Source organism: Aquimarina sp. AWH4_224 (genome assembly GCF_056160245.1).
Map to the genome: position 1 here is coordinate 189271 of NZ_JBSWWU010000008.1, position 25219 is coordinate 214489.

At 35.2% G+C, this 25219-nt stretch carries 22 protein-coding genes; 17 read left to right on the top strand and 5 right to left on the bottom strand.

Features of this window, described 5'->3' with window-relative positions:
• Positions 1-10: 10 nt before the first annotated feature.
• The 6 genes from ACXAGJ_RS16595 (at position 11) to ACXAGJ_RS16620 (ending at position 4662) form a co-directional block, all read left to right on the top strand.
• On the top strand, positions 11-934 hold the full coding sequence (locus ACXAGJ_RS16595; protein ID WP_474841248.1) for a carbon-nitrogen hydrolase family protein: 924 nt from the start codon (positions 11-13) through the stop codon (positions 932-934).
• Positions 935-1054: 120 nt separating this feature from the next.
• On the top strand, positions 1055-1933 hold the full coding sequence (locus ACXAGJ_RS16600; protein ID WP_474841249.1) for a DUF6492 family protein: 879 nt from the start codon (positions 1055-1057) through the stop codon (positions 1931-1933).
• Positions 1934-2099: 166 nt separating this feature from the next.
• The gene (locus ACXAGJ_RS16605; RefSeq protein WP_474841250.1) at positions 2100-2939 is read left to right on the top strand and encodes an alpha/beta fold hydrolase; all 840 of its coding nucleotides are present in this window, start codon (positions 2100-2102) and stop codon (positions 2937-2939) included.
• The gene (locus ACXAGJ_RS16610) at positions 2932-3426 is read left to right on the top strand and encodes an RNA polymerase sigma factor (protein WP_474841251.1); all 495 of its coding nucleotides are present in this window, start codon (positions 2932-2934) and stop codon (positions 3424-3426) included. The genes ACXAGJ_RS16605 and ACXAGJ_RS16610 overlap by 8 nt, the downstream gene beginning before the upstream one ends.
• Complete coding sequence (locus tag ACXAGJ_RS16615) at positions 3419-4015, top strand: hypothetical protein (protein ID WP_474841252.1); 597 nt, start codon at positions 3419-3421, stop codon at positions 4013-4015. The genes ACXAGJ_RS16610 and ACXAGJ_RS16615 overlap by 8 nt, the downstream gene beginning before the upstream one ends.
• A gap of 71 nt (positions 4016-4086) precedes the next feature.
• The gene (locus ACXAGJ_RS16620) at positions 4087-4662 is read left to right on the top strand and encodes a YdeI/OmpD-associated family protein (RefSeq protein ID WP_474841253.1); all 576 of its coding nucleotides are present in this window, start codon (positions 4087-4089) and stop codon (positions 4660-4662) included.
• A gap of 7 nt (positions 4663-4669) precedes the next feature.
• Here the strand turns inward: ACXAGJ_RS16620 and ACXAGJ_RS16625 are convergent, their stop codons facing one another.
• Positions 4670-5398, bottom strand: a complete 729-nt coding sequence (locus ACXAGJ_RS16625; RefSeq protein ID WP_474841254.1) for a LytR/AlgR family response regulator transcription factor — start codon at positions 5396-5398, stop codon at positions 4670-4672.
• Positions 5399-5400: 2 nt separating this feature from the next.
• Positions 5401-6471 carry a sensor histidine kinase gene (locus ACXAGJ_RS16630; protein ID WP_474841255.1) on the bottom strand — a complete coding sequence of 357 codons (1071 nt, stop codon included), beginning with the start codon at positions 6469-6471 and terminating at the stop codon, positions 5401-5403.
• A gap of 183 nt (positions 6472-6654) precedes the next feature.
• Between ACXAGJ_RS16630 and ACXAGJ_RS16635 the strand changes: the two genes are divergently transcribed.
• The 9 genes from ACXAGJ_RS16635 (at position 6655) to ACXAGJ_RS16675 (ending at position 20090) form a co-directional block, all read left to right on the top strand.
• Entirely contained in the window at positions 6655-9066 is a 2412-nt protein-coding gene (locus ACXAGJ_RS16635; RefSeq protein WP_474841256.1) for a TonB-dependent receptor domain-containing protein, read from the top strand.
• Between the two features lie 178 nt (positions 9067-9244).
• A complete protein-coding gene (locus tag ACXAGJ_RS16640) occupies positions 9245-12553 on the top strand; it encodes an amidohydrolase family protein (protein ID WP_474841257.1) in 3309 nt (1102 codons plus the stop codon).
• 150 nt (positions 12554-12703) lie between these two features.
• Positions 12704-14200 (top strand): S10 family peptidase, encoded by a 1497-nt coding sequence (locus tag ACXAGJ_RS16645; RefSeq protein ID WP_474841258.1) that lies wholly within the window; start codon positions 12704-12706, stop codon positions 14198-14200.
• Between the two features lie 14 nt (positions 14201-14214).
• Positions 14215-14676 carry a DUF3291 domain-containing protein gene (locus ACXAGJ_RS16650; RefSeq protein ID WP_474841259.1) on the top strand — a complete coding sequence of 154 codons (462 nt, stop codon included), beginning with the start codon at positions 14215-14217 and terminating at the stop codon, positions 14674-14676.
• Positions 14669-15265: a hypothetical protein gene (locus ACXAGJ_RS16655; RefSeq protein WP_474841260.1), complete on the top strand. Its 597-nt coding sequence runs from the start codon at positions 14669-14671 to the stop codon at positions 15263-15265. The genes ACXAGJ_RS16650 and ACXAGJ_RS16655 overlap by 8 nt, the downstream gene beginning before the upstream one ends.
• A 16-nt stretch (positions 15266-15281) precedes the next feature.
• Complete coding sequence (locus tag ACXAGJ_RS16660; protein ID WP_474841459.1) at positions 15282-15974, top strand: DUF2490 domain-containing protein; 693 nt, start codon at positions 15282-15284, stop codon at positions 15972-15974.
• Between the two features lie 84 nt (positions 15975-16058).
• Positions 16059-17069 (top strand): pirin family protein, encoded by a 1011-nt coding sequence (locus ACXAGJ_RS16665; protein WP_474841261.1) that lies wholly within the window; start codon positions 16059-16061, stop codon positions 17067-17069.
• A gap of 117 nt (positions 17070-17186) precedes the next feature.
• Positions 17187-19265 (top strand): response regulator, encoded by a 2079-nt coding sequence (locus ACXAGJ_RS16670; protein ID WP_474841262.1) that lies wholly within the window; start codon positions 17187-17189, stop codon positions 19263-19265.
• Entirely contained in the window at positions 19266-20090 is an 825-nt protein-coding gene (locus ACXAGJ_RS16675) for a DUF1853 family protein (RefSeq protein WP_474841263.1), read from the top strand. It begins immediately after the preceding gene.
• 16 nt (positions 20091-20106) lie between these two features.
• Here ACXAGJ_RS16675 and ACXAGJ_RS16680 read toward each other — a convergent pair whose 3' ends face one another.
• Together ACXAGJ_RS16680 and ACXAGJ_RS16685 are read right to left on the bottom strand one after the other, a co-directional pair.
• Complete coding sequence (locus ACXAGJ_RS16680; RefSeq protein WP_474841264.1) at positions 20107-21570, bottom strand: magnesium chelatase; 1464 nt, start codon at positions 21568-21570, stop codon at positions 20107-20109.
• 50 nt (positions 21571-21620) lie between these two features.
• Positions 21621-22751 carry a vWA domain-containing protein gene (locus ACXAGJ_RS16685; RefSeq protein ID WP_474841265.1) on the bottom strand — a complete coding sequence of 377 codons (1131 nt, stop codon included), beginning with the start codon at positions 22749-22751 and terminating at the stop codon, positions 21621-21623.
• Between the two features lie 303 nt (positions 22752-23054).
• Between ACXAGJ_RS16685 and ACXAGJ_RS16690 the strand changes: the two genes are divergently transcribed.
• Complete coding sequence (locus ACXAGJ_RS16690; RefSeq protein WP_474841266.1) at positions 23055-24266, top strand: serine hydrolase; 1212 nt, start codon at positions 23055-23057, stop codon at positions 24264-24266.
• A 261-nt stretch (positions 24267-24527) separates the two neighbouring features.
• Positions 24528-24887 carry a hypothetical protein gene (locus ACXAGJ_RS16695; protein ID WP_474841267.1) on the top strand — a complete coding sequence of 120 codons (360 nt, stop codon included), beginning with the start codon at positions 24528-24530 and terminating at the stop codon, positions 24885-24887.
• On the opposite strand, the gene ACXAGJ_RS16700 is transcribed toward ACXAGJ_RS16695, so the two are convergent.
• Positions 24884-25126 (bottom strand): hypothetical protein, encoded by a 243-nt coding sequence (locus ACXAGJ_RS16700; RefSeq protein WP_474841268.1) that lies wholly within the window; start codon positions 25124-25126, stop codon positions 24884-24886. The two genes, ACXAGJ_RS16695 and ACXAGJ_RS16700, sit on opposite strands and share 4 nt — an antisense overlap.
• Positions 25127-25219: the final 93 nt, after the last annotated feature.

Below are 25219 nucleotides of genomic sequence, written 5' to 3' on the forward strand. Positions count from 1 at the left end.
ACCCTAAGGTATGTCTGTAAAAGTATGTTTGATTCAAGATCATCCCGAATTTTTTGATAAAGAAAAGACCATTGATAAGGTGGCTTCTTTGGTTTCTCAATATGCCAAAGAAGGTTGTAACTTGATTGTTTTCCCAGAATCTTTTATACCTGGGTATCCCAGAGGGTTTTCTTTTGGAGCAACAATAGGTAGCAGAACTCCAGAAGGCAGGGAGCTATATGCTACATATTATAATAATAGTATTGATCTGGAAAGCGAGGATCTAAAACGCCTAGAAAAAATAGCTAAGTCCGAAAATGCATACCTGGTTATTGGCGTAACCGAAAAACAAGCTGTAAACGGAAGTTTGTATTGTTCTATGCTTTACATTTCTCCAACAGAAGGCTTATTAGGGGTACATAGAAAAATTAAACCTACTGGTACAGAGCGCCTAATATGGGCTGAAGCCTCTGGAGAATCCTTAGTGGCATTCGATACTAAAATCGGGAAATTAGGAGGATTGATCTGTTGGGAAAATTACATGCCACTTGCACGCATGTCTATGTATCAACAAGGGGTAGAAATTTATATCGCTCCCACTGCAGATTCTAGAGAAGAATGGACCTCAACCATGAAACATATTGCTCTGGAAGGAAGATGTTTTGTTTTGGGTTGCAATCAATACTACACCAAATCTATGTATCCGGACAACTATCAAACTATGGTAAATAACGAACCTGAAGAAATGTGTTCAGGAGGTAGTATCATTGTTTCTCCATTAGGAAAAGTTATAGCAGGCCCTCTTTTTGGTGAATCTGGAGCCTTGATTGCAGAATTGGATCTGAATGAAATCACACAAAGTAAACTGGATTTTGATGTAATCGGTCATTATTCTAGAAATGATATCTTCCATTTTGAAGTAAAAAATCAGCCCAATATGAAGACAGAAAATTAAATCCCTTTTTTTTAATTATCATTCTACTAAGTTTTAATTAAATATAGATAGTAGAAACCTTAAAAGGAATAGTATTCTTATTACTTTTAAAGAACACAAATAAATCTTTAGTCTCTCTTTATGAGTAAACCTGTTGAATTCACCTTTGTTTTACCTACCAGACTTAGGGGAGGAAGAAAATATGATGACTACTTCAGAGTAAAAGAATTTCTCATACCTTCTTTGAAAAAAAATTTAATTGATAAAGATCGTATTGAATTAATCATTATCATTCCAGAATATGAATTCATCTATTTTGATCCAGAAGATCTCGGACTTTCAAATTTTAGATATAGAGTTTTTGGCGATAAGGAAGTCATAGGAAAACAACATCATATTGGTGGATGGTACAAACAACAATTGATTAAACTAGCAATTGCCGGAGTGGTTACTTCTGACTATTTTTTGACTTTGGATGCTGATGTTATTTTATGTAACCCTATTTCTTATAAAGATTTTTTTCAGGAGGGTAAACCCATAATTCAAAAAGAGTTGTATAGCTATCATATCCGTTGGTGGCAAAGCACTGCGACATTATTAAACTATGACATCAAATTTGACCCTAAAGCGTATTGTCCTGGTGTTACACCTGCTGTACTTTCTAAAGAATTAGTAATCAAAATGGTTTATCATCTTCGTAAACATTTTAATGACTCAGATTGGATGGGTAGTTTATGTAGAAATCTGAAACATCCTTATGAAGCATCCTGGACTGAATATTGTTTGTATTGGTTATTTATAATGCAAGAGCATAATTTGTCCTCTTTGTACTGCACAAACCCAGATCGAATTTTATTGGGTAAAAGTATTTGGTCTGATGGTGAATTTCATAATATGAAAGGAAGCATAGGCTCTCAACTGTTTGAGTACAAAAATCATATTTTTAGTATTGTACAAAGTAATCTAAATGATTTGAATTTTGCTGAGTTAAAAAAGGAGTTGACTCCGTTTATTTTTTGAAAAAGGTGTGAATCCTTATTAACCCAGAAAAACGAATACTTGTGCTGGTTTTATTCATTGATCGGATTATAGAATTTTAGCTGCATCCAATTTTTTCGTGTTTTTTTTCAATCAGGTGTAACAATTCTTTTGGTATTGCATCAAAGGGAAAACAAAATACAAAAACATGAAAACTTTAAAAATCGCTTTTCTTCTAATTATCATTACGAATTTGGGATATAGTCAATCATCATCAATCAAAATTGAAGTTCTTGGAGAAGGTGACCCCATAATATTTCTCCCAGGTTTTATAACACCAGGATCTGTTTGGAAAGAAACAGTAACACACTTAACTTTAGATAATGAAGCACACCTAGTATCCTATGCTGGCTTTAATGGTATAGCTCCAATAGAAATGCCTTGGTACGATACCATCAAGAAAGAATTGGTCACCTATATCAAAAGCAAAAAATTGACTCATGTATCGGTTATAGGACACAGTATGGGGGGCAATCTCGCTACAGATTTGGCGGCAGAACTACCAGATACGGTAACCAAATTGATCATTGTAGATGCTCTTGCATGTATGCGAGAAGTCATGATGCCTGGTGTACCCGCCAGTAGTTTACAATACGACAGTCCTTACAATCGACAGGTATTGGCTATGGAAGAAACTCAATTTAAGCAAACAGCTATGATGATGGCTCAAAATATGACGAATACTAAAGATCAAGTACAAACCATTGTCGATTGGATTTTGGAAGCCGACCGCAAAACTTATGTTTATGGATATACAGATTTATTAAAATTGGATTTAAGAGAAGTATTGGATAAGGTAAACGCTAAAACTTTAATTCTCGGAGCTTCTTTTCCTTCTTTAGAAATGGCCAAAGATAATTATGAAAAACAATATGCAAATTTATCCGATAAGACCATTGCAATGGTTTCAAACAGTAAACACTTTATTATGTTTGACCAACCCGAATGGTTTTATAATCAGGTAAACGCTTTTCTAACTAATGAGTAAAAAGAACCAACAACTCTTTGAGACGGTGTATAGGCAGTGCTACCCTATGGTATTGCAAATGTGCCTGGGTTTTGTAAAGGGTAATAGTGATTTGGCTAATGATTTATCTCAAGAAGTATTTATCAATATTTGGAATGCTCTGGAGAAATTCAAAGGAAAATCTACTCCCAAAACCTGGGTGTATAGAATTACTGTGAATACCTGCTTACAATATCTTAGAAAAGAAAAGAATAAAACGAAACTTCCGATAGAAAAAGTAGAACAGGTATTGATCGATGAATCAAAAGAAATTGATCTTCAACAGAATCAAAACCTCTATCGTGCAATTGGACAACTAGAAGAACTAGATCGGCTTCTTATCATGATGGTACTCGAAGAACAAGATTATGATACTATTGCCGAAGTACTAGGAATTACTCCTACGAATGTTAGAGTAAAAATTCACAGAATTAAAAAAAGATTAAAAAAAATATTGGATCATGAGTGATAATTTTGAAGCACTACAAAATCAGTGGAAAAAAAATAAAAAGCAAGCTGAACACGATTCTGATGCAATGACCAAAATGTTAGCATCTGTAAAAGCCAAAAGAAACTGGAGTAAACGATTTCATTACGGGAACATCGTTGTTCTCTCCCTTGTAGTAGTTCTAATTTCTTCCTTTTTCTACTTTGTAGCACCAGTACAAAAAATCTTAAGTCAAATTGGAGTTGCGCTTATGGTCGGAGGTTTACTACTTAGAATAGGTATCGAGTTTTTTAGTGTTGAAAAACTAAAGCAAATACAATTTGACGATACTGTTTTGAAAAACACAACGGATACCCTGTCTTTTTATGCCTTCAGAAAGCAAATCCATGGCCCGATTACAATAGGCATTATCGCCTTATACACTATAGGTTTTTTCTTTATTACTTTAGAATTTACATTATATTTTTCTACGACGGCAATGATCCTTATTTATGTATCTTATGTTATTGGAGCGATTGTCCCTGTATTTTTTGTTAGGAAAAACATCATAAAAGAAATTAGAATTTTAAAAGAAATCACCCTATTAAAAGACCACATCAGTATAGCATAAGCTACATATCCAAAGCACTACTAAAAATAAAAAGCGTATCTTAAAATTCTTATTGAAATACTCCAAACAAGATGCAAGACAAACCCGAGTTATATTTCAAAAATGATCAGGAATGGCGAAGCTGGTTACACGATAATCATAAGGAATATGGAGGTGTTTATCTCATCTTTTATAAGGTGGAAACCAAAATACCCAGTATGCGCTGGGAAGAAGCGGTGCGTGTAGCCCTTTGCTATGGATGGATCGATTCTACTGTCAAAAGGATTGACGACCAACGTAGACGGCAATATTTCTGCCCTAGAAAACCAAAAAGCGTTTGGAGTAAAGTAAATAAGATCCATATCAAAGAGCTTATCAAAAACAAACTTATGCACAAAAGCGGTTTGATCAGTATCCAAATCGCCAAAGAAAATGGATCTTGGACCGCTCTAGATGATGTCGAGAACGGAATTATTCCTGAAGATCTGCAAAAAGCCTTTACATTAAATCCTCAAGCCTATGAAAATTATCAACAGTTTGCCAAAGGGTATCAAAAAAGCTATTTGTACTGGTTGAATCAAGCCAAACGGGAAGAAACTCGAAATAAACGAATCATTGAAATTATCAACTTATGTGAAGCCAATCAAAAAAGTAGAGGTAATCGATAACAAAGTATCAAAACATCAATTTTTTGATGTTATCCATATATCCTCTGCTCACTCTTACCACATCATCATTTTGCATGACCACATCGTAGCTTTTGGTATATTTAATCAACTCTTTCACATTATGAATATTAATTATAGAGGAGCGGTGAACTCTAATAAATACAGATAGATCTAGTTTTTCTTCCAAAACAGAAATTCCGAAATTACTTAAATGGATACCTTTATTCGTAATCAATTTAGAATAATCCCCATAAGCCTCAACACGAATAATCTCATCTACCGCTACAGTAATTAGTTTGTTTTGAGACTGCACCAAGATGCGTTCTGGATATTTGGGTTTATCCATCAACAAACTCTCTGCCAATGGCCTAATTTTATTTTCTTTACTATTACTGGATATTTTTTCTATAGCAGTTTTAAAGCGTTCTTTGGTATATGGTTTCAACAGATAATCAATCGCATGCACTTCAAAAGCTTGTAAAGCATACTTATCATATGCCGTAGAAAAAATAATCTCCGGTATTTCTTCAATATGTGTTAGCACATCGAACCCTGTCATACCGGGCATCTGTACATCCATAAATACCAAATCCGGAACAAACTCATTAATCATTTTTACGGCATCTACCCCATTGTTCGCTTCTCCTAATAATACCAGCTCGGGAAAATCTACCAAATACTCTTTGATCAACTTTCTTCCTGCTACTTCGTCATCAACAATAATTACTTTTTTCATTTTTAAATAGCGAAATTTATTTTAAGCCCCTTAGGCTTATTTTCTGATATATGTAACGTGGTATTGTAAATTTTTTCTAGTCTCATTTTGGTATTCGTTAACCCAATACCTTTATCGAATACCTTTTCTTTATCCTTGATTCCAACACCAGTATCCGCAACCTCAAAATATAGTTTTTCATCTTTTCTGAATATTTTTACTGCTACTGTACCGCCTTCGATAAGAGATGCTAATCCATGTTTTACGGAGTTTTCTACCAAAGGCTGTAATAACATGGGAGGAATCATTTCATCCATTACATCTTCTGCAACATCAATTTCAATTTGTAAACGTTCTTCAAATCTTTCTTTTTCGAGTGCAAGATATTTTTTGACAAAATCAAGTTCATCTCGTAGAGGAACTCTTTCTGATTGAGAAGCTTGTAGTTGATATCGAAACAAATCTGATAATTCTGCTATTAGATGTCGTGTCTTTTCATTTCCAGGAGGAACTGAAGCGCTTATGGTATTAAAAACATTGTATAAAAAGTGCGGATTTAATTGCGCTTTTAAAGCTGCCAATTCGCTTTTTAATGCAGATGCTCTTAACTCTGCCTCAAGTTTTATTTTATTTTTATTATCTACATGATATTGATACGAATGAAAAATTCCAAACTGTAAAATATAAAACAAAGCAGGTATATATATATCCCAGATTTTTGCTGGACCTGTTAAATAGAAAAAACCAAATAGACCACTAAAAATACTATATAGCTGTTGCCAAACTAAAACAAAAAATGGTAATAACAGGACGTGTAACAATAATTTCTTTTTCATTGGCCAAGCCTTTAGTTCTCTAAACAAAAGCCACCAAATGGGAATAGTGATTATAATTTTTAACAGATACCCTAACCCGCTGTCGTCCATAAAAGTTATCGGATCAAACAATATATTCCCTTCATTATCAAATCTACCACGATTCATCCATAAGGCGATATGATATGCTGAAGCAAAAAAACAATAGAATCCTATAAACGCCATCAATTCGCCGATTCGAACTCCTAAAAACTTTTTCTGTAAAAATGATTTTTCCATAACTATCTACAATACGCACAAAGCTAAGCTTAAAAACTTTTCTATCATTTATTTTTCGATGAGTGGTCCTATAGTTCGCCGAACTGGAATTTTCCGTTCAACCCCATATAGGACCACTTATCGGTTTTCACGTGTTTGATATGGTCTTAAAATTCATATTTGCCTCATCAAATTTTAACAATCATGAAAACGAAAACAGTCAGGTTATTAGTAGTACTAGGGATAATTATAAACCATTATGCAATTGCACAGTATAACGTTACAGGTACTATTGCAAATGAACAGTCTTCCCCGATCGAATCCGCTACCATTTCATTAATCAATTCTTCGAATAATCAATTTATTAAAGGAGTAATTACAAATACCGAAGGGATATTCAACATTCCTAATATCACCAATGGATCTTATATCATAATCGTTTCGAGTTTGGGATATGCAGAATTTAGAACGACTCCTTTTACTATTGAAGATGCAGATAAAAATTTAGGTGTTATTCAGCTTTTTCCTGAAGCCGAAAATCTAGAGGAAGTTACCATTACCGCAGAAAAACCTATTGTCGAAGTACTTCCAGACAAAACCGTATTTAATGTTCAAAATACTTTGGGAGCCACGGGAATTTCAGGCTACGAATTGTTGCGTAAAGCTCCGGGGGTAATTATCGATAATAACGACAACCTTGTCGTAGAAGGTAAAACCGGAGTATTAATTTATATCGATGACAAACCATCTGTGCTAAGAGGGCAAGATTTGGTGAATTACCTAAAAACCATACAATCCAGCGATATTGAAGCTATAGAAATTATCACACAACCTTCATCAAAATACGATGCCGAAGGTAATGCAGGTATCATTAATATTAAGTTGAAAAGAGATAAAACCTTAGGTACGAATGGATCCGTGGGTAGCGGTTTCACCTATGGAGATTTTGCAAGATATACGAGTTCTCTCTCATTTAATAACAGAAGTAAAAAATCTAATTTTTATGGGAGTTACAGTAATCGATTTGGAAAGAGTTTCAGCTTTATCAACCTTTTCCGAACGCAAAACAATACCATTTTTGACGCCAGAACAGAGACTGTTAACGATAACAACAGTAACAACATAAAACTTGGCTATGATTATTTTGCCAATAGCAAATCTACTTTCGGAATTATTGTTTCCGGTAACTTCTCGAATAATATTTCTGATAGTGATTCGAGAACTCCAATCATTCTACAAGGAACTACAACCCCAGATCAAGTTTTGGTCGCTGGTAGTGATACGGACACTCAAACCCAAAATCTATATGCTAATATCAATTACAAGTTTAAAGATACTTTGGGACATAGTCTGAACGTAGACTTAGATTATGGTGGATACAATAGTGATCGTACAAATTTGCAACCTAACCGTTATTTTAATGGAGATGAAACCGAATTGATTAGTGAAACCATCAATTTTATGGTCACTCCGATAGAAATCACACTTTTAACGGCAAAAGCCGATTATGAACAAAATTTTTGGAAGGGAAAACTCGGTTTAGGTGTAAAATATTCCAATATCAATACAGAAAACGAATTCGATTTTTTTGATCGTATAAACGGTAATGATGTGCTTAACTTAGACAGAACTAATGATTTTACCTATGATGAAAGGATAAGTGCGGCTTACGTGAATTACAACCGAAAATTCAAAAAAACATCACTTCAATTTGGACTTAGAGTAGAACATACTGATTCTGACGGGCAGCTATTTAGTGCTCAACAAAATGCTGACGATCGTGTAAAACGTAACTACACAGACCTTTTCCCTAGTGGAGGTATTACCTATCAAGTAAATAGAAAAAACTCTTTGGCGCTATTGTATAGCAGGAGAATTCAACGACCTAATTATCAGAACTTAAACCCTTTTGAATACAAAATTGATGAATTATCATTTAGACAAGGAAATCCTTTTCTTCAACCCCAATATACCGATAACATTAAACTTTCGCATACGCACAACTATCGATTGACAACTGCAATAAGTTATAGTTTTATCAAAGACTATTTTGCCCAGGTGACCGAGGCTCTTGGTGATGATCAAAATTTTATCATTACCCGTAATGTAGCTAATCAAAAAATTATCAACCTTAGTATTTCATATCCTACAAAAATTACAAACTGGTGGAGTGTATATTACAGTATAAATGCTTATCGGAGTATTTTTGAAGCTACTGATGAGGATTTTCTTTCTGTATCCCAAAATACACTAAGTCTTTATGGCCAGAACACTTTTTCCCTACCCAAAGAATTCAAGATGGAAATCTCTGGTTGGTACAGCTCGCCTTCAATCTGGGGAGGAACGTATCAAACACAAAGTCTGGGATCATTAAACCTTGCTCTACAAAAGAAATTTCTTGACAATAAACTTACCGCTCGTCTAGCATTTAATGACGTTTTATTTACCACGCCATGGAAAGGTGACACACAATTTGGCGACTTAAGAATAGATGGTAGCGGAGGAAGTGATAGCAGACAAATACAATTTAACCTGACCTACAACTTTGGAAGAAAAGAAATTAAAGCTTCCAGAAAACGAAAAACAGGTCTGGAAGACGAAAAGAAAAGAATTTAGAATTAGCCATAACCTTACTCACCGGAATTTATGACAAAAGCATAAATTCCGGTTTTGTATTTCTGTGCATTCCTTGATGTGGCACGTCTTTGATCTAACTACCATCTACCGATTAACAACACTTTAAGATATTTTTTGGTATAAATCCTTATTTTCGGATCACTATAAACTACACATCATGCATAAACATATTGTTACTGCTCTAGCTTTAGGAGTATTTGTAATTTTTAACACACACGCTCAAAAGAAGAAAAAAGACAAAAAGGAAGAAGAAAAATGGGAGGTTACCAATCCAAAAGGAAAGTTTAATTACATAGATCATTCGTTTACTACTACCGAAGGAACCTGGATGAACTTAGATATAAGTCCTGACGGAAAAACAATAGTTTTTGATATGCTAGGAGACATCTATAGTCTTCCGATTTCTGGAGGTAAGGCCAAAGCATTACGAACAGGAATACCCTTTGAAATTCAACCTCGTTTTAGTCCGGATGGAACAAAAATTTCATTTACCAGTGATGCTGGTGGTGGTGACAACGTTTGGATAATGAATACAGACGGAAGTAATGCCAAACAGATTACCAAAGAAAGTTTCAGACTATTAAACAATGCTGTTTGGATGCCCGATGGAAACTATTTGGTAGCAAGAAAACACTTTACTTCTCAACGGTCTTTGGGAGCTGGAGAAATGTGGCAATATCATGTCACCGGAGGTTCTGGATTGCAATTAACCAAAAGAAAAAACGATCAACAAGATGTAAACGAACCAAATATTTCTCCAGATGGAAAATACATGTACTACAGTGAAGACATCTACCCAGGTGGTTCTTTTCAGTACAATAAAGATCCGAATAAGCAGATTTACGTTATAAAGCGTTATGAATTCGAAACAGGAAAAACTACGACGGTTACCGGTGGGCCTGGTGGTGCTGCCCGTCCTCAAGTATCCAAAGATGGAAAATTATTGGCATTTATTAAAAGAGTTCGTACCAAATCTGTTCTTTTCATTCATGATCTTGAAACTGGTCAAGAATGGCCTATTTATGATCAATTAAATAAGGATCAACAGGAAGCTTGGGCTATTTTTGGAGTGTATCCCAACTTTAGTTGGCTTCCAAATAATAAGGAGCTCGCCTTTTGGTCTGGAGGAAAAATCAATACGATTAATATAGATACCCAACAGGTCACTAATATTCCATTTACTGTAGATGCTACTATTAAGATCGCAGAGACTTTACATTTTAACTCACCTGTAGCTCCAGAAGAGTTTACTGCCAAAGTGATTAGAAATGCAGTAACTTCACCAGATGGTAAAACCATTGTTTTTAGTGCCTTGGGACAATTATGGAAAAAAAGTTTACCAAATGGGGAACCTCAACGTCTTACATCGCAATCTACACACTTCGAATTTGAGCCTAGTTTTTCTCCAGACGGACAAAGTATTGTTTACGTAACATGGAATGATGAAGAACTCGGATCTGTAAATAAAATTTCGGTTTCAGGAGGATCGTCTACAAAGCTTACCGTAGAAAAAGGAATCTACCGTACGCCAACATATAACAATACTGGAACCGTAATCGCTTTCAGAAAAGAAAATGGAAATAGTGATCAAGGACTTAGTTTTGCCAAAAACACTGGAATCTATACCGTGTCCCCTACAGGTGCTAATCAAAAATTAGTAATCAATGAAGGTGAGTATCCAGTGTTCTCAAAAGATAACCAACGTATTTTCTATCAAACAGGTGGTACTTATTTTGGTAGTTTAACCAAAAAACTGGTTTCAGTGAATCTAAATGGAAAAGACAAGAAAACACACCTTAAGTCAAAATATGCAAACCGCTTGGTGCCTAGTCCAGACAATAAATGGATTGCTTTTACCAACTTGCACAAAGCCTTTATAGCTCCTTTGGTTTTAAACGGAAAAGAGATTGACCTGGATAACAAAACCAAATCGGTTCCTGTAACTCAAATATCCAAAGATGCAGGTATTAATCTTCATTGGTCACGAGATAGTAAAAAAATATTCTGGACCTTAGGAGGTGAATACTTTGCAAATGATGTAAAAGATAAATTCACTTTTTTACCAGGATCACCAGAAAAAGTAGGAGAAATTACATCAAAAGGTATTCAGATTGGTTTAAATGTAAAAACAGATGTTCCTACCGGTAAAATTGCATTTACGAATGCCCGAATTATTACCATGGAGGGCAACGAAGTTATTGAAAATGGAACGATACTTATTGACGGTAATAAAATAGAAAAATTAGGTAATGCTTCTGAAGTAAGGATACCTGCAGATTACAAAACTTATGATGTTTCTGGTAAAACGATTATGCCAGGAATCGTAGATGCCCACGCGCATATTGGCGGTTTCCGATATGGACTTACTACTCAAAAACATTGGCAACTGTATGCTAACCTTGCTTTTGGAGTAACAACGGTACACGACCCTTCTGCGAATACCGAATCTATTTTCACCATGTCAGAGATGATCAAGGGTGGAAATATGGTAGGGCCTCGCCTCTACTCTACCGGGATTATTTTATATGGAGCAGATGGAGATTTCAAAGCGGTAGTCAACAATCTGGAAGATGCCAGATCTGCTATACGAAGAACCAAGGCATTTGGAGCTAAATCAGTAAAAAGTTACAATCAACCGAGACGAGATCAAAGACAACAAGTGATACAAGCAGCTCGAGAGTTACAAATTAATGTAGTTCCCGAAGGAGGATCAACCTTTTATCACAATATGTCTATGATTATGGATGGACATACTGGTATCGAACACAATATTCCTGTAGCGCCTGTTTACAAGGATGTTAACGAATTATGGAAGACTAGCAAAACTGGATACACTCCTACTCTTATTGTAAATTATGGAGGTATGAACGGTGAGTATTACTTCTATCAAAAAGATAATGTTTGGGAGAATGAAAAGTTACTGAAATATACTCCTAGATCTATTGTAGATGCAAGATCAAGACATAGAACCATGGTACCGGATGAAGAATATGAAAACGGTCATATTTTGGTTTCTAAAACCTGTAAGGCATTGACGGATCTCGGTGTAAAAGTAAATCTGGGAGCACACGGGCAATTACAAGGACTGGGAGCACACTGGGAATTATGGATGTTTGAACAAGGTGGTATGACCAATCTCGAAGCCTTACAAGCAGCAACCATCAACGGTGCTCAATATATTGGTGCTGGAAATGAAATTGGGTCCCTGAAAGCTGGAAAACTTGCTGATCTTATCGTTTTGGATAAAAATCCTTTGGACAATATCAGAAATACTGAAAGTGTAAAGTATGTAATGGTAAACGGTAGACTGTATGATACAGATACAATGAATGAAATTGGAAATACCAACAAAGAACGCAGTAAATTCTGGTGGGAAAACAACAAGTATAATCAAGCTTTTGAATGGCATCAGGAATCCCAAAGCTTTATGCGAGCCGGATGCGGATGTCATATCGGACATAATTAATACCAAAGACCCTAAAGATGCTCAATCTCTAGGGTCTTTTGATATAAACTCAACTCAAAAAAACTATGAAAAGTGTAGTATTTCTAATCTTATTTTTCACACCATTTTTTCGGCCCTGTATAGATAAAAATTAAACCTTAAATTTAAAGAATGAAACATCGACAATCAATTCTTACCTACTTAGTTTTACTTTTCGTAGGAATGATGAATGCACAACAGGTAAAAGTTCCAATAGATACCACCACAGTCTCTAATCACACTACAACAATCAAGGGAAAAACAATTCCGTACAAAGCTACCGTAGGTTTTCAGCCTGTTTGGGATGAAAACGGAATGCCCATAGCTTCTTTGTGTTACACCTATTACAAACGATCTGATATCAAAAATGATCAAAATCGTCCGCTGCTAATTTCATTTAACGGAGGTCCTGGTTCCGCTTCAGTTTGGATGCATATTGCCTATACCGGTCCAAGAATATTAAAAATAGATAATGAAGGGTTTCCTGTACAACCCTATGGTATAAAAGCAAATCCAAATTCGGTGCTGGATGTAGCCGACATTGTTTTTATTAACCCCGTAAATACAGGCTATTCGCGAATGATCCCAGGAAAAGATGGCAAAATGCCGGATAAAAAATTATTTTTCGGAGTTAATGTCGATGTAAAGTACTTAGCGGATTGGATCAATACTTTTGTATCTCGAACCAATCGTTGGCGATCTCCAAAATATCTCATTGGTGAAAGTTATGGAACTACCAGAGTATCTGGATTGGCATTAGAATTGCAAAATCGTCAATGGATGTATTTGAATGGTGTGATCCTAGTATCCCCTACTCAGATAGGGTTTAAATTTGATGGCCCAGTAGAGGTAGCCAATCGTTTACCTTATTATGCAGCAGCAGCTTGGTATCATAAGATGTTACCATCTGAATTGCAAAGTAAAGACTTATTAGAAGTACTACCCGAAGTCGAAAATTATACAATCAATGAGTTATTGCCTGCCATTGTACGAAGCGGGTATTTGGATGCCAATAAAAAAGAAGAAGTTATCTCAAAAATGGCCTATTATTCTGGTTTATCCAAAAAGACCATTCGCCAGCACAATCTTGAAGTACCCAAAAGTTATTTCTGGAAAGACTTGCTAAGAGATAAAGATGGTTATACCATTGGGAGATTAGATTCCAGGTACAAAGGAATGGATATCAAAGAAGCCGGAGAAAGACCTGATTACAATAGCGAACTCACGGCTTGGTTACACGCTTTTACACCAGCAATAAATTATTATTACAGTCAAGAATTAGATTTCAAAACGGACTTAAAATACAATATGTTTGGCCCTGTAAGACCATGGGATAGAACACAAGACAGCACTGGCGAAAACCTCAGAAAGGCGATGGCTATGAATGCCAACTTACATACGATGATCCAATCCGGGTATTACGATGGTGCTACCACTTATTTTAATGCCAAATATGTAATGTGGCAATTAAACAGCAATGGCAAATTAACCGATCGCCTCAGTTTTAAAGGGTATCGCAGCGGACATATGATGTATCTTCGTAATGAAGATCTGATACAAGCCAATGAAGATATACGAGCATTTATCACCAAATCTTCAGCAAATATCAATAAAGGTTCTAAGTACTAAAAAATTACAACATCATGCATTTAGCTCAAGTAAATATTGCCGAAATGATCGCTCCTATCAATGACCCAGTAATGGCCGACTTCGTAAATAATCTAGATAGAATTAACGCTTTGGCAGAATCTAGTGAAGGCTTTGTTTGGAGACTAAAAGGTGATGAAAACAATGCCACCGCCATACGGGTTTTTGACTACGATTTTTTGATTATTAATATGTCTGTATGGGAAGATATTGATACTCTATTTGATTTTACATATAAGACCGCTCATGTAGAGATTTTAAAGCGAAAAAAAGAGTGGTTTCATAATATGAAACAAATGCATATGGCGTTTTGGTATGTAGAAGAAGGACATCACCCTACTCCTGAAGAAGCTAAAGAAAAATTGCAATATATCAGAGAACATGGTGAAACACCACTCGCTTTTACCTTCAAAAGCAGATTTACTCCCGAGGACTATAAAACGTATACGCATGAGTAAATACACTTTTTACCGCAACAATAGGATCAAGCTATTTGTATTTTGTTTGATCATTTACACCAGTTCCTATGCGCAGGTAAAATTTGAAAAAGAGTATCGAATTAAGGAAGACCAAGTTCCTAGCCAAGCGGTAACATTTATCAAAAAAACCTTTAACGAGGTCAAGATCAAATGGTATAAAGAAGAAAGCCATGAAGGGAAGACAATAGAAGCAAAAACTGTAGTGGATGGGATAAAGTACAGTATTGAGTTTGATACATTGGGTACCCCTCTGGATGTAGAGAGAACGGTTAAATTATCTTCATTATCCTCTACACTTCAAGAAGATATTAAAACTACACTCGAGCAACAATTTGTAAAATATAAGATCATTAAGATTCAAACACAATGGAAAGCTGCAGATGAAACCCTGATACAACTACTCAGAAAAGAGAAGACAACACATCCCTATGCTCAAAATTATGAGATTGTGCTAAAAGGAATGGTAGAACGTTCTTATCAACGATTTGAAGTTTTGCTTAATGAAAAAGCTGAATTATTAAAAATATTGACCATTCAGCAAAGAAATACAGATAATCTGGACTTTTAAAAAACTTGAACTAGTGATGAAGTTATTGATCTGTATACTTTTTTCTTTCCTTTTTATCTCATATTCCTGGTCTCAGTCCAGCTTTTCATCTGGGCTATTACCCAGAATACGGGTGTCCACCAAAATCGGAGATAACTTAAAATTAGTCAACGGAATAGAGTCAAGACAACTACTCTTAGACAATACTAGAGAAGAATCTTTTGATTACGAATATGTTCTTACGGATCTTTCTTCCCTACTCTCTTATAAGTTGGGTTCAAGTAGCAAGATCAATGCTGGATATCTCATTCGTTTTGAAGATAATGAAGTGTTCCATCGCACTATACAACAATTGAGTTGGGTACAATATGCGGATCCAATTAGATTCGGACATCGTTTTGTTACTGATCAAACCTTCGGAAACAAACAATCTCCTAAATTTAGGGCACGATACCGACTTACTCTTGAAAAACCACTCTCAGGAAATAAAATTGACCCTACCGAATGGTATCTCAAGTTAGGAAATGAATACCTTGGAGAATGGCAAAACGGTGAATTTAATCTAGAAATTCGTTTGCTTCCATTTCTAGGGTATGAAGTAAGTAACACCAACAAAATTGAATTTGGATTGGATTATCGAATTGGAAGTTTAATCGATGCTGCCACAGAAAATGATCTTTGGGTAACAGTGAACTGGTATTACACTCTTCAGTTCAAACCAAAGAATTGAAATTAAGAATTTACATTCTTTTATCTTAACCCAACTTTAATACATCTTTTCGGATTAATTAAATACATTAGAAAAAAATTAGCGATGCCAGCAATAAAAAAAATCAAACCTCTAGGGTTTCCTTGGGAAACCAGTGATCCCTTTTTATTTTGTGCCTACCACGAAGATCAATATCCCAAAGGAAATGGAAAACTTGGCCCAGCAGATTCTCTCGAAGGCCGTAATCTTGGGCAGGATTTTACATTAAAAAATGGTTGGCGGATGTATCACGGAACAAAAGTTCCAGGTTTTCCAGCGCATCCTCATAGAGGTTTTGAAACCGTTACTATTGTACAAAAAGGGCTGGTAGATCACGCAGATTCATTAGGTGCCGCTGGGAGATTTGGTAATGGTGATGTGCAGTGGATGACTGCAGGTCGTGGTGTGCAACATTCTGAGATGTTTCCCTTGCTAGAAACCGAAAAAGAAAACCCCTTTTTATTGTTTCAGATTTGGTTAAATCTACCCAAAGAGAAAAAAATGGTTGACCCACATTTCAAAATGTTATGGAACGAGGAAATTCCTAAAATCAATATCAAAGATGATCAGGGTTTTTCTACAGAAATCGTTTTGGTAGCCGGTACCATCAACAACATAAAAGCTCCCGATCCAGCACCAAACTCATGGGCTACTCATGAAAACAATGATTTGGTAATTGCCACTTTGAAAATTGATCCACATACTACATTTTCACTACCTAAAACATCGTCGGGGACAAACAGATCCTTGTATTTCTTTAAGGGAAATGAAGTAACTTCGGAAGGGTTTACAATTCCTGTAAATCATGAAATCATTTTGGAAGGAGATAAAGAATTGGTCCTTAAAAATGGTGATGAAGAAGCTCATTTTTTATGGCTTCAGGGAAAACCCATCAATGAGCCTGTAGCCAAACATGGTCCGTTTGTTATGAACAGCCAATTAGAAATACGAGAAGCCATCCATGAGTATCAACAAACTGAATTTGGAGGATGGCCCTGGCCAAGTTATGATCATGTTCATGATCCTACAAAAGGCAGGTTTGCACGCTTTCCGGATGGAACGGAGGTTACCAAGTAATTTTGGTGAACCAAAACACTTGCTTCCGAGTATTTTAGCATTACATTTTTAAAAGTGTTAACATTGTACTATCTTTATTTTAGGGCTCAAAAGTAAAGGAAGTATTAGTATAGTATTATGTCAAAAAAACCACTAACCACTCTTTTAGCATTTTCTATATTTTTCGGGCTCATTTCATGTTCTAAATCTACGCCAGTACTTACTCCGGAAGAAGAACAATGGTTACAGGAAAAAGAAAATATTTCAGTTGCTTTATTTCCGTATTACGCTCCTTATCAATACATTAAGGACACCAACAAAATCGATGGCATACTCATTGATTATCTACAGCTTATAGAAGAAAAAATTGATTATAAGTTTGAGCGTAGAATATACTACAACTGGGAACAGGTAATACGGGATGCCAAAAGTGATAATTTGGATATCATACTTGAAATTCAAAAAACTCCAGATAGAGATCCTTATCTTAATTTTTATTCCCAGCTATTCAAATCTCAACATGTTATTGTTACCAGAAAGGATAGCGATCTCGGTTCAAAAATTAAGAATTATTACAATAAAACAGTCGTTGTTCCCAAAGATTTTGCGATCGATGACATCCTAAGGGCGAATGAAAAAAAATTAACCTTAAGTAATGAGATCGATGATCTTACCTGTCTAAGGCAAGTTAGCAATGGAGTTTATGATGCCTATATCGGTCCTATTGCCGTTGCCAATTATCTAATCAGCACAAAAAATCTGGATAACCTAAAAATTGCCGGAGAAACAAAATACAGTTATGTACCGGGAATTGCAGTACAAAAAAATAATACTGTCCTGAATCGGATAATTGCAAAAGCCGAAAATAGCATTTCTGATACCGAGAAAGAGGTGATTTATGACAATTGGCTATATCGCGAAATTGTACCCTTTTACAAAAGAGCGGATTTTTGGATTTGGCTTTCGGCAATTGTAGTAGTTATCCTTCTAGGAATATTGCTGATTAATAAATATTTAAAACATATTATCAGACAAAGAACCAAAGAACTAAGAGCTGCCAAAGAACTTGCTGAAGAGAGTAATAAGCTTAAAACAGCTTTTATACATAACATATCTCACGAGGTTCGCACCCCAATGAATGGAATAATGGGATTCTCGGAGTTATTAAATGATCCTGAAACCACAGCAACGGAACAAAAGGAATATTCAAAAATCATTATAGAAAGCAGTAATCAACTGATTAATATTATAGACGATATCATAGAGATATCCCGATTAGAAACCAATCAAGTAGAATTACATCTGGAAGAAATCAATTTCAATACTTTGCTAGATACTTTGTTCTCTCAATTTCAGAGTAAAGCGGTAAGCAAAAACATCGCAATTCACCTCAATAATAGGTTAACCGAAGAAGAAGGCAATATCCTAATGGATCGATCCAAAATCAATAAAATACTATATAATCTAATCGATAACGCCATCAAATTCACTAAAAGAGGGATTGTGGAAATTTCGACAGAAATAAACAAAGACACCTTACAAATATCTATACGAGATACTGGAATAGGTATTAAATCAAAAGATCAGGAAATCATTTTCAGGAACTTCTCTCAATCTGAAAAAAATGTAACAAAAAGCTACGATGGACTAGGACTAGGACTTTCTATAGCACAAAAAAACGCAGCTCTTATTAAAGGAGATATTACTTTTACTTCTATTCCTAATAAAGGCTCTACTTTTATGCTAAAAGTTCCTTACCACCCCGTAATGGACCCCAACAAAATGCAAGATAACGATACCCCAAACCCTGAAGAAAAACCGATCAAACAAGTAATTCTTATAGTAGAAGATGGTGATGTTAATTACCTTTTCCTGAAAACGGTTCTAATGAAAATGCAAGATTATAAGTTTGTTATTCATAGAGCAGAAAACGGCAAAGAAGCTGTGGAAATTTGTCAGAACAATGAACATATTGATTTAGTTTTAATGGATATAAGAATGCCTATTATGGATGGATATACTGCCACTCGAAAAATCAAAAAACTAAGACCTAAATTGCCTATTGTTGCGCAAACGGCGTATTCTACAGAAGAAGATATACAAAGGGCTTTGGATGCCGGGTGTGATGATTTTGTATCGAAACCTGTGGATAGAAAAATATTAAAACCCATTATTGGTAAGTATTTCTCGGTCTTTACCAGATCAAAATATTCATAAATGCCTTTAAAAGAACAGTATCTCAGTTTTTTAAAGACTCCTGTTCTATGGAATAATAATAGTGTTTTTGATATTAACTCATTTCCATTGAATCAAGATGAAGTCCCGATCTCAGTACCGCAATCTTCCGAAATTACTTTTTCTGAGAATGAAGTACTGGGCAAGCGTATCGAACACTTTTTTGATTACTATATCAAAACTTCCGTGAGATATCAGCTGCTCCTAAAAAACCTGCAAATTTTTAGTGGGCAGATTACTATTGGCGAATTGGATTTTATTGTTCAGGATCTTATTAAAAATAAAGTAATCCATATAGAACTTGTATTTAAGTTCTATGTATATGATCCCTCCATTAATGATGAAATGGATCGATGGATCGGTCCTAATCGCAAAGATACCTTTCGCCAAAAAATAGATAAACTTCGGCAAAAGCAACTCCCTCTACTTTTTAAAAAAGAAACCATAGCTTCATTAAAGGAACTAAAACTTGATCCGCAAGACATCGATCAATCGGTATGTTTTATGGCTCATCTCTTTGTCCCTAAATCCATGATAGAAACATTTTCTTCTTCATTCAACCCTAACTGCATTATCGGGTACTGGATAAAAGACAAGGAGTTTTCAGAGACAACTTATGGAGCTCATCTCTTTTATATCCCAAAAAAGAAAGAATGGATGGTTGACCCCAAATATCATTCGGAGTGGTACTCATTTACGACAGCTCAAAAATGTGTCACTGAAGTATTACAACAAAAAAGATCTCCACTACTCTGGATGAAAAGTGGAGATCAAGAATTTCAACGTTTTTTTGTGGTTTGGTGGTAAAAAACACTTTATACGCCTACAAACCACTTATATAACTTCCATAAAGATCTTTGAATCCAAAACCTTCAGAGAGTCTATACTTGCTTAGTTTTTTGAATTCTACTAACCCCCAGAGTAAAAACTCCTTCATGAAATAAGTGTCCTTTTTATCCAAATCTTCCTGATATTCTTTGATCAATTGATTAAGGGGTTCGATAGAATCCAGTTTTTCCATATATTCTTTTTCAGAAATATCGTCTAGCAGTTCAAAACCGCTCTCTTCAAAAAACCAATTCACCAAATCTTGATAAGGACTTTTATAATCTTCTCTTTCTAATTTTTCCACTTTAGGAAAATAATCCGGAAATAATGTTTTTATGGCATCGGTAATCAATGTTAAGGCTACAGAAGCAGATCCTTCTTGTTCTCCTTCGTATACCAACTCCACTTTTCCAGTAATTGCTGGGATTACTCCAGTAAAATCACTGAGTCGCAATAAAGTGTTTGTATCTCCAGTCCGTAATGCTCTATACTCTGCTGTACTGAGCAAGTTCTCGAATGCGGTAATACTCATTCTGGCGCTCACCCCACTTTTATGGTCTATGAATTCACTTCGACGAGCCTCAAAACTAATTTGTTCCAACAGGTCTTTTGCAATTTCTGGCACATAGACCAAATCGCTCTGTCGTTTATCCATATCGGCTTCTTGTTGAGTAATCGTTTTTGCGATCTCGATAGTTTCCGGATAATGCGTCAGAATTTGAGATCCAATACGATCTTTAAGTGGTGTTACAATACTACCACGATTCGTATAATCCTCTGGATTTGCTGTAAATACAAACTGTATATCCAAAGGTAATCTCAATTTAAAACCTCTAATTTGTATATCACCTTCTTGTAGAATATTAAATAAGGCTACTTGAATTCTAGCCTGTAAATCAGGTAATTCATTAATCACAAAAATACTTCTATTTGCTCTTGGAATCATCCCAAAATGAATCACACGATCATCGGCATAGCTCAATTTAAGATTTGCTGCCTTTATTGGGTCTACATCCCCAATTATATCTGCTACACTCACATCTGGTGTAGCTAGTTTTTCTGCAAAACGTTCGGATCGATGTACCCAAGCTATCGGAGTATCATCTCCTTTTTCTTCTACCAAAGTTATGGCATATCTCGATATAGGTTGAAAAGGATCATCATTGATCTCTGAGCCTTCTACGATAGGCATCCACTCATCCAATAGGTTAATCATTTGTCGCGCCAACCGTGTTTTGGCCTGTCCCCTAAGGCCTAGCAAATTAATATTATGTCTGGAAAGAATTGCGCGTTCTAGTTCTGGGATAACGGTATTTTCGTACCCATGAATCCCAGTAAAGGTTTCTTCTTTGTTCGTAATTTTTTGTCTTAAGTTATCCCTAAGTTCATCTTTTATAGATTTACTGTTGTATCCTGATTTTTTTAGTTCTCCTAGTGTCTTTATATTTTCTATTTTCATATGTATATTCTCTAAAAACAATATTTTTTTGAGTATTTAAACTCGGTCGGTTATCCTTTTATTCTTTTTCTTCTGTTGGTTTCATAATCTTCAAAAATCATTTCTCCCAAGCCTTTTAATCCTGTGTAGAAAGCCTTACCCTGATTGGCATATGTGAACTCCCTAACAAATTGCATTAAATATGGATCTTGTGCTATCATGAATGTGGTTATAGGTATATGTAACTTTCTTGCTTGTTGGGCCATCATATAACATTTATTAATGATTCTTCTATCCAGACCATTGCTATTCTTATAATACTCCCCACTGGGTAATCGCAAACAGCTTGGTTTACCATCGGTGATCATAAAAATTTGCTTATTGGTATTTCGTTTTCTACGCAACATATCCATCGCCAACTGCAAACCAGCAACTGTGTTGGTGTGATACGGTCCTACTTGCAAATACGGCAAGTCCTTTATCGCTATTGGCCATGCATCATTACCAAACACCAAAATATCGAGAGTATCTTTTGGATATCTGGTGGTAATTAATTCTGCCAAAGCCATGGCCACTTTTTTGGCTGGAGTAATCCGATCTTCGCCATATAGAATCATACTATGACTAATATCGATCATGAGCACCGTACTCATCTGCGCTTTAAATCGTGTTTCTTCGATAACAAGGTCTTCTTCTGTAAGATTCAAATCTCCAATACCATGATTAATTTGAGCATTTTTAAGTGTCTCGGTCATCGAGATTCTTTCTATGGAATCTCCATACTGATAGTTACGAAACTCTCCCGCATGTTCATCTCCTCTCCCTACATAGTTGGTTCGATGATTCCCGGCTCCACTCCGCTTCAATTTACCAAAAATCTGATCTAATGCTCGTTTACGAATAGCCTGTTCGGTTTTTGCAGTGATCTCCATCTTACCATTTCCATCTGGTTTGATTTCTTCTCGGATATACCCTTTCTTCTTAAGATCTTCTACAAAATCCTCCAGGGTATAGTTTTCATCGGTGAGTTGATACTCCTTGTCTAGTTCGCGCATCCAATCCAAAGCTTCATCCAGATCTCCGGAGGTATGTGTGATAATCTCCTGAAAAATATCAAAAAGCTTATCAAAGGGAGACTGTTCTGGCGCTTCATACTTCTTGAAGGTGAAACCTTTTTTGAACAATTTTCTTTTCTTTTCCATTATATAAAGTTAGCATATTTTACAAAAGATTGGTCCCCAATTCGACGATAAGAAATAAGAATTAACATTTGTTTTGGAGAATAACAATGTCTTAACTGTTTATCATATTGACCTTAAAGTTCTAACACTAATATTTTTTTGAAATTAATACACAAAAATCAAACAGCTACGAATTCATTATAAATGTACTCACCTATTCCTCTCTATTTAAATATGAAGAAATTGGTTCCATTCATTTGGTTATTCTCATTTACTGTATATTTATATACCCTACGAATAGATGTAATATTAACAAACGATAAAATGCCTTTTGCAATAGAGGCGATAATTATTATGAAGCAGGTAAGGAACTTTACACCTCAAAAAAAACTATCAAAGCTTTTTCTATTTCTTGTTTTTCCTCTTTGCATACTGTCTTGTTCCAAAAAGTCCCCTTTAGATACCATTTTGTATTCTGATAGTGAAATTATTAACAAAGTCATTTCGAATGTTGAAGATCATGAAGTGCAAATCATCTACTCACAAATTCACCGAGATGAGGAAGGCAATATTACTTTTGAAGATCACCAATATAACGTAAACGACAGTGTATACTTTTATCCTGCCAGTACTGTAAAACTGCCTGTGGCATTATTAGCTCTCGAGAAATTAAATGAGCTACAAAAACAAGGGGTACCTATTGATTTACATACCCATTTCAAAACACAAAACGACACCCTCTATTCAAATTTGGAAAAAGAAATAGAAAAAATCTTCGGGATAAGCAGTAACCTAGCTTATAATCGATTATTCGAATTCCTAGGACAAGACGATATTAACAAAAGACTGGCAGACAAAAACATTCCTGGAAGCATTTCGCATCGACTATCTGCCTTTTTTTCTCATAACCCTAAGACACAATCCATTGTTTTTAAACAACATCTTGATGATAGCATCCCGGTTTATCTGCAAAACGCAATAGAAAATAAAATACCTTCAAAATTGACATTACAACGAACCCAAAAAGGTATTGGTTACATTTATAACGATTCTCTGATGCAAAAACCTAAAGATTTTTCAGAGAAAAATTACCTGCCGTTATCTTCATTGCATGGGATTATGAAACGAATACATTTCCCAGAACTATTCCCCGAGAACCAGCAATTTCGTCTCACAAAATCGGACAGTGAATTTGTTACCCAGACGATGAAAAGAACACCTGCCGATCTTGGTTTTGATAAGAATAAATACTATGATGCTTATGGCAAGTTTTTCATGTTTGGGGATAGCAAAAAAAATATTCCTCAACATATTCAAATACATAATAAAGTGGGCTATGCCTATGGATATCTTACAGATTGCGCCTATATCTTGGATACAAAAAACAATGTTGAATTTTTATTATCGGCAACAATTCATGTAAATCAGAATAGAATTTTTAACGATGATCAATATGAGTATGAGGAAATAGGAATTCCTTTTTTGGCAGAATTAGGAAGGCAAATCCATGATTACGAATTAAATAGAAAACGATAGCACACCAATAAGTTTCGTTTATTTTTCTTGTTTATTTACTAAACAAAACTGTTAAAAACTACGAATTTTAAGAAAAATTACGGTTTTTTTAACAAAACAATACCACAAAAAGCCTGAGGTATAGGTTAATTTTATAATACCCTTATTTTAGATTATTGTTAAAGCATTAGCAAATACGCCCTATGAAAACAAACGTAAACCAAGTGTAATTGCATTTTTTGCTCCTACAAGCAAGGTATGTAATTCGAAAATATTTCGCTTATGAAACATTACATACTCTTTCTTTTTTTGTGCTCCTCACTTTTAGTATCTCCACGACTATACGCTAATATTGAATGTTTATTAAGCATTGAACAAGTTCAAAACCCTCGTGATAGAGAAATTCCCAAAGACGAAGAAAAACAACGCGGTTTGGATCTGTTAGCCAATGAAATCATCGAAGGTATTGATGAGATTGATATCCGCAAAACTGCTAGATCTTCTATTTTTGAAACCTCTTATGGTTTCCGATGGAAAATGGTAAATCTTCATACCGGGAAAAGAATCATTATTAAAGTGGACAAAGATTTCAAACTGATCTCTGCTAGATATAGTGACAATTCCAAAATTATGAAGCCTTAGAGATATTTAGAAAGTATCCCTTTTATTTCATCATAACTTTCCTGATATTCCCAATAAATGATACGGTCGTGGGTATATTTGGTTAAGATATATTTTTCACTCACGGATAATATTCGATCTATAGCTACGAGTTTTTTCGAAGCTTCTTTTACTTCTACTTCTTCTATAATCTCCTTGTTTCTTGCATCAAACCCATGGACAATCATATGATTTTTTAAGGTAAGTTCTATGAATTTCATGTGCTATTTTTTTTGATGTGTTAAATGTAGTGAATTCACCTTAACACCCCTTTAAGAATTTGACATTTTCATTTTAGTACCTTTAGAGCACAT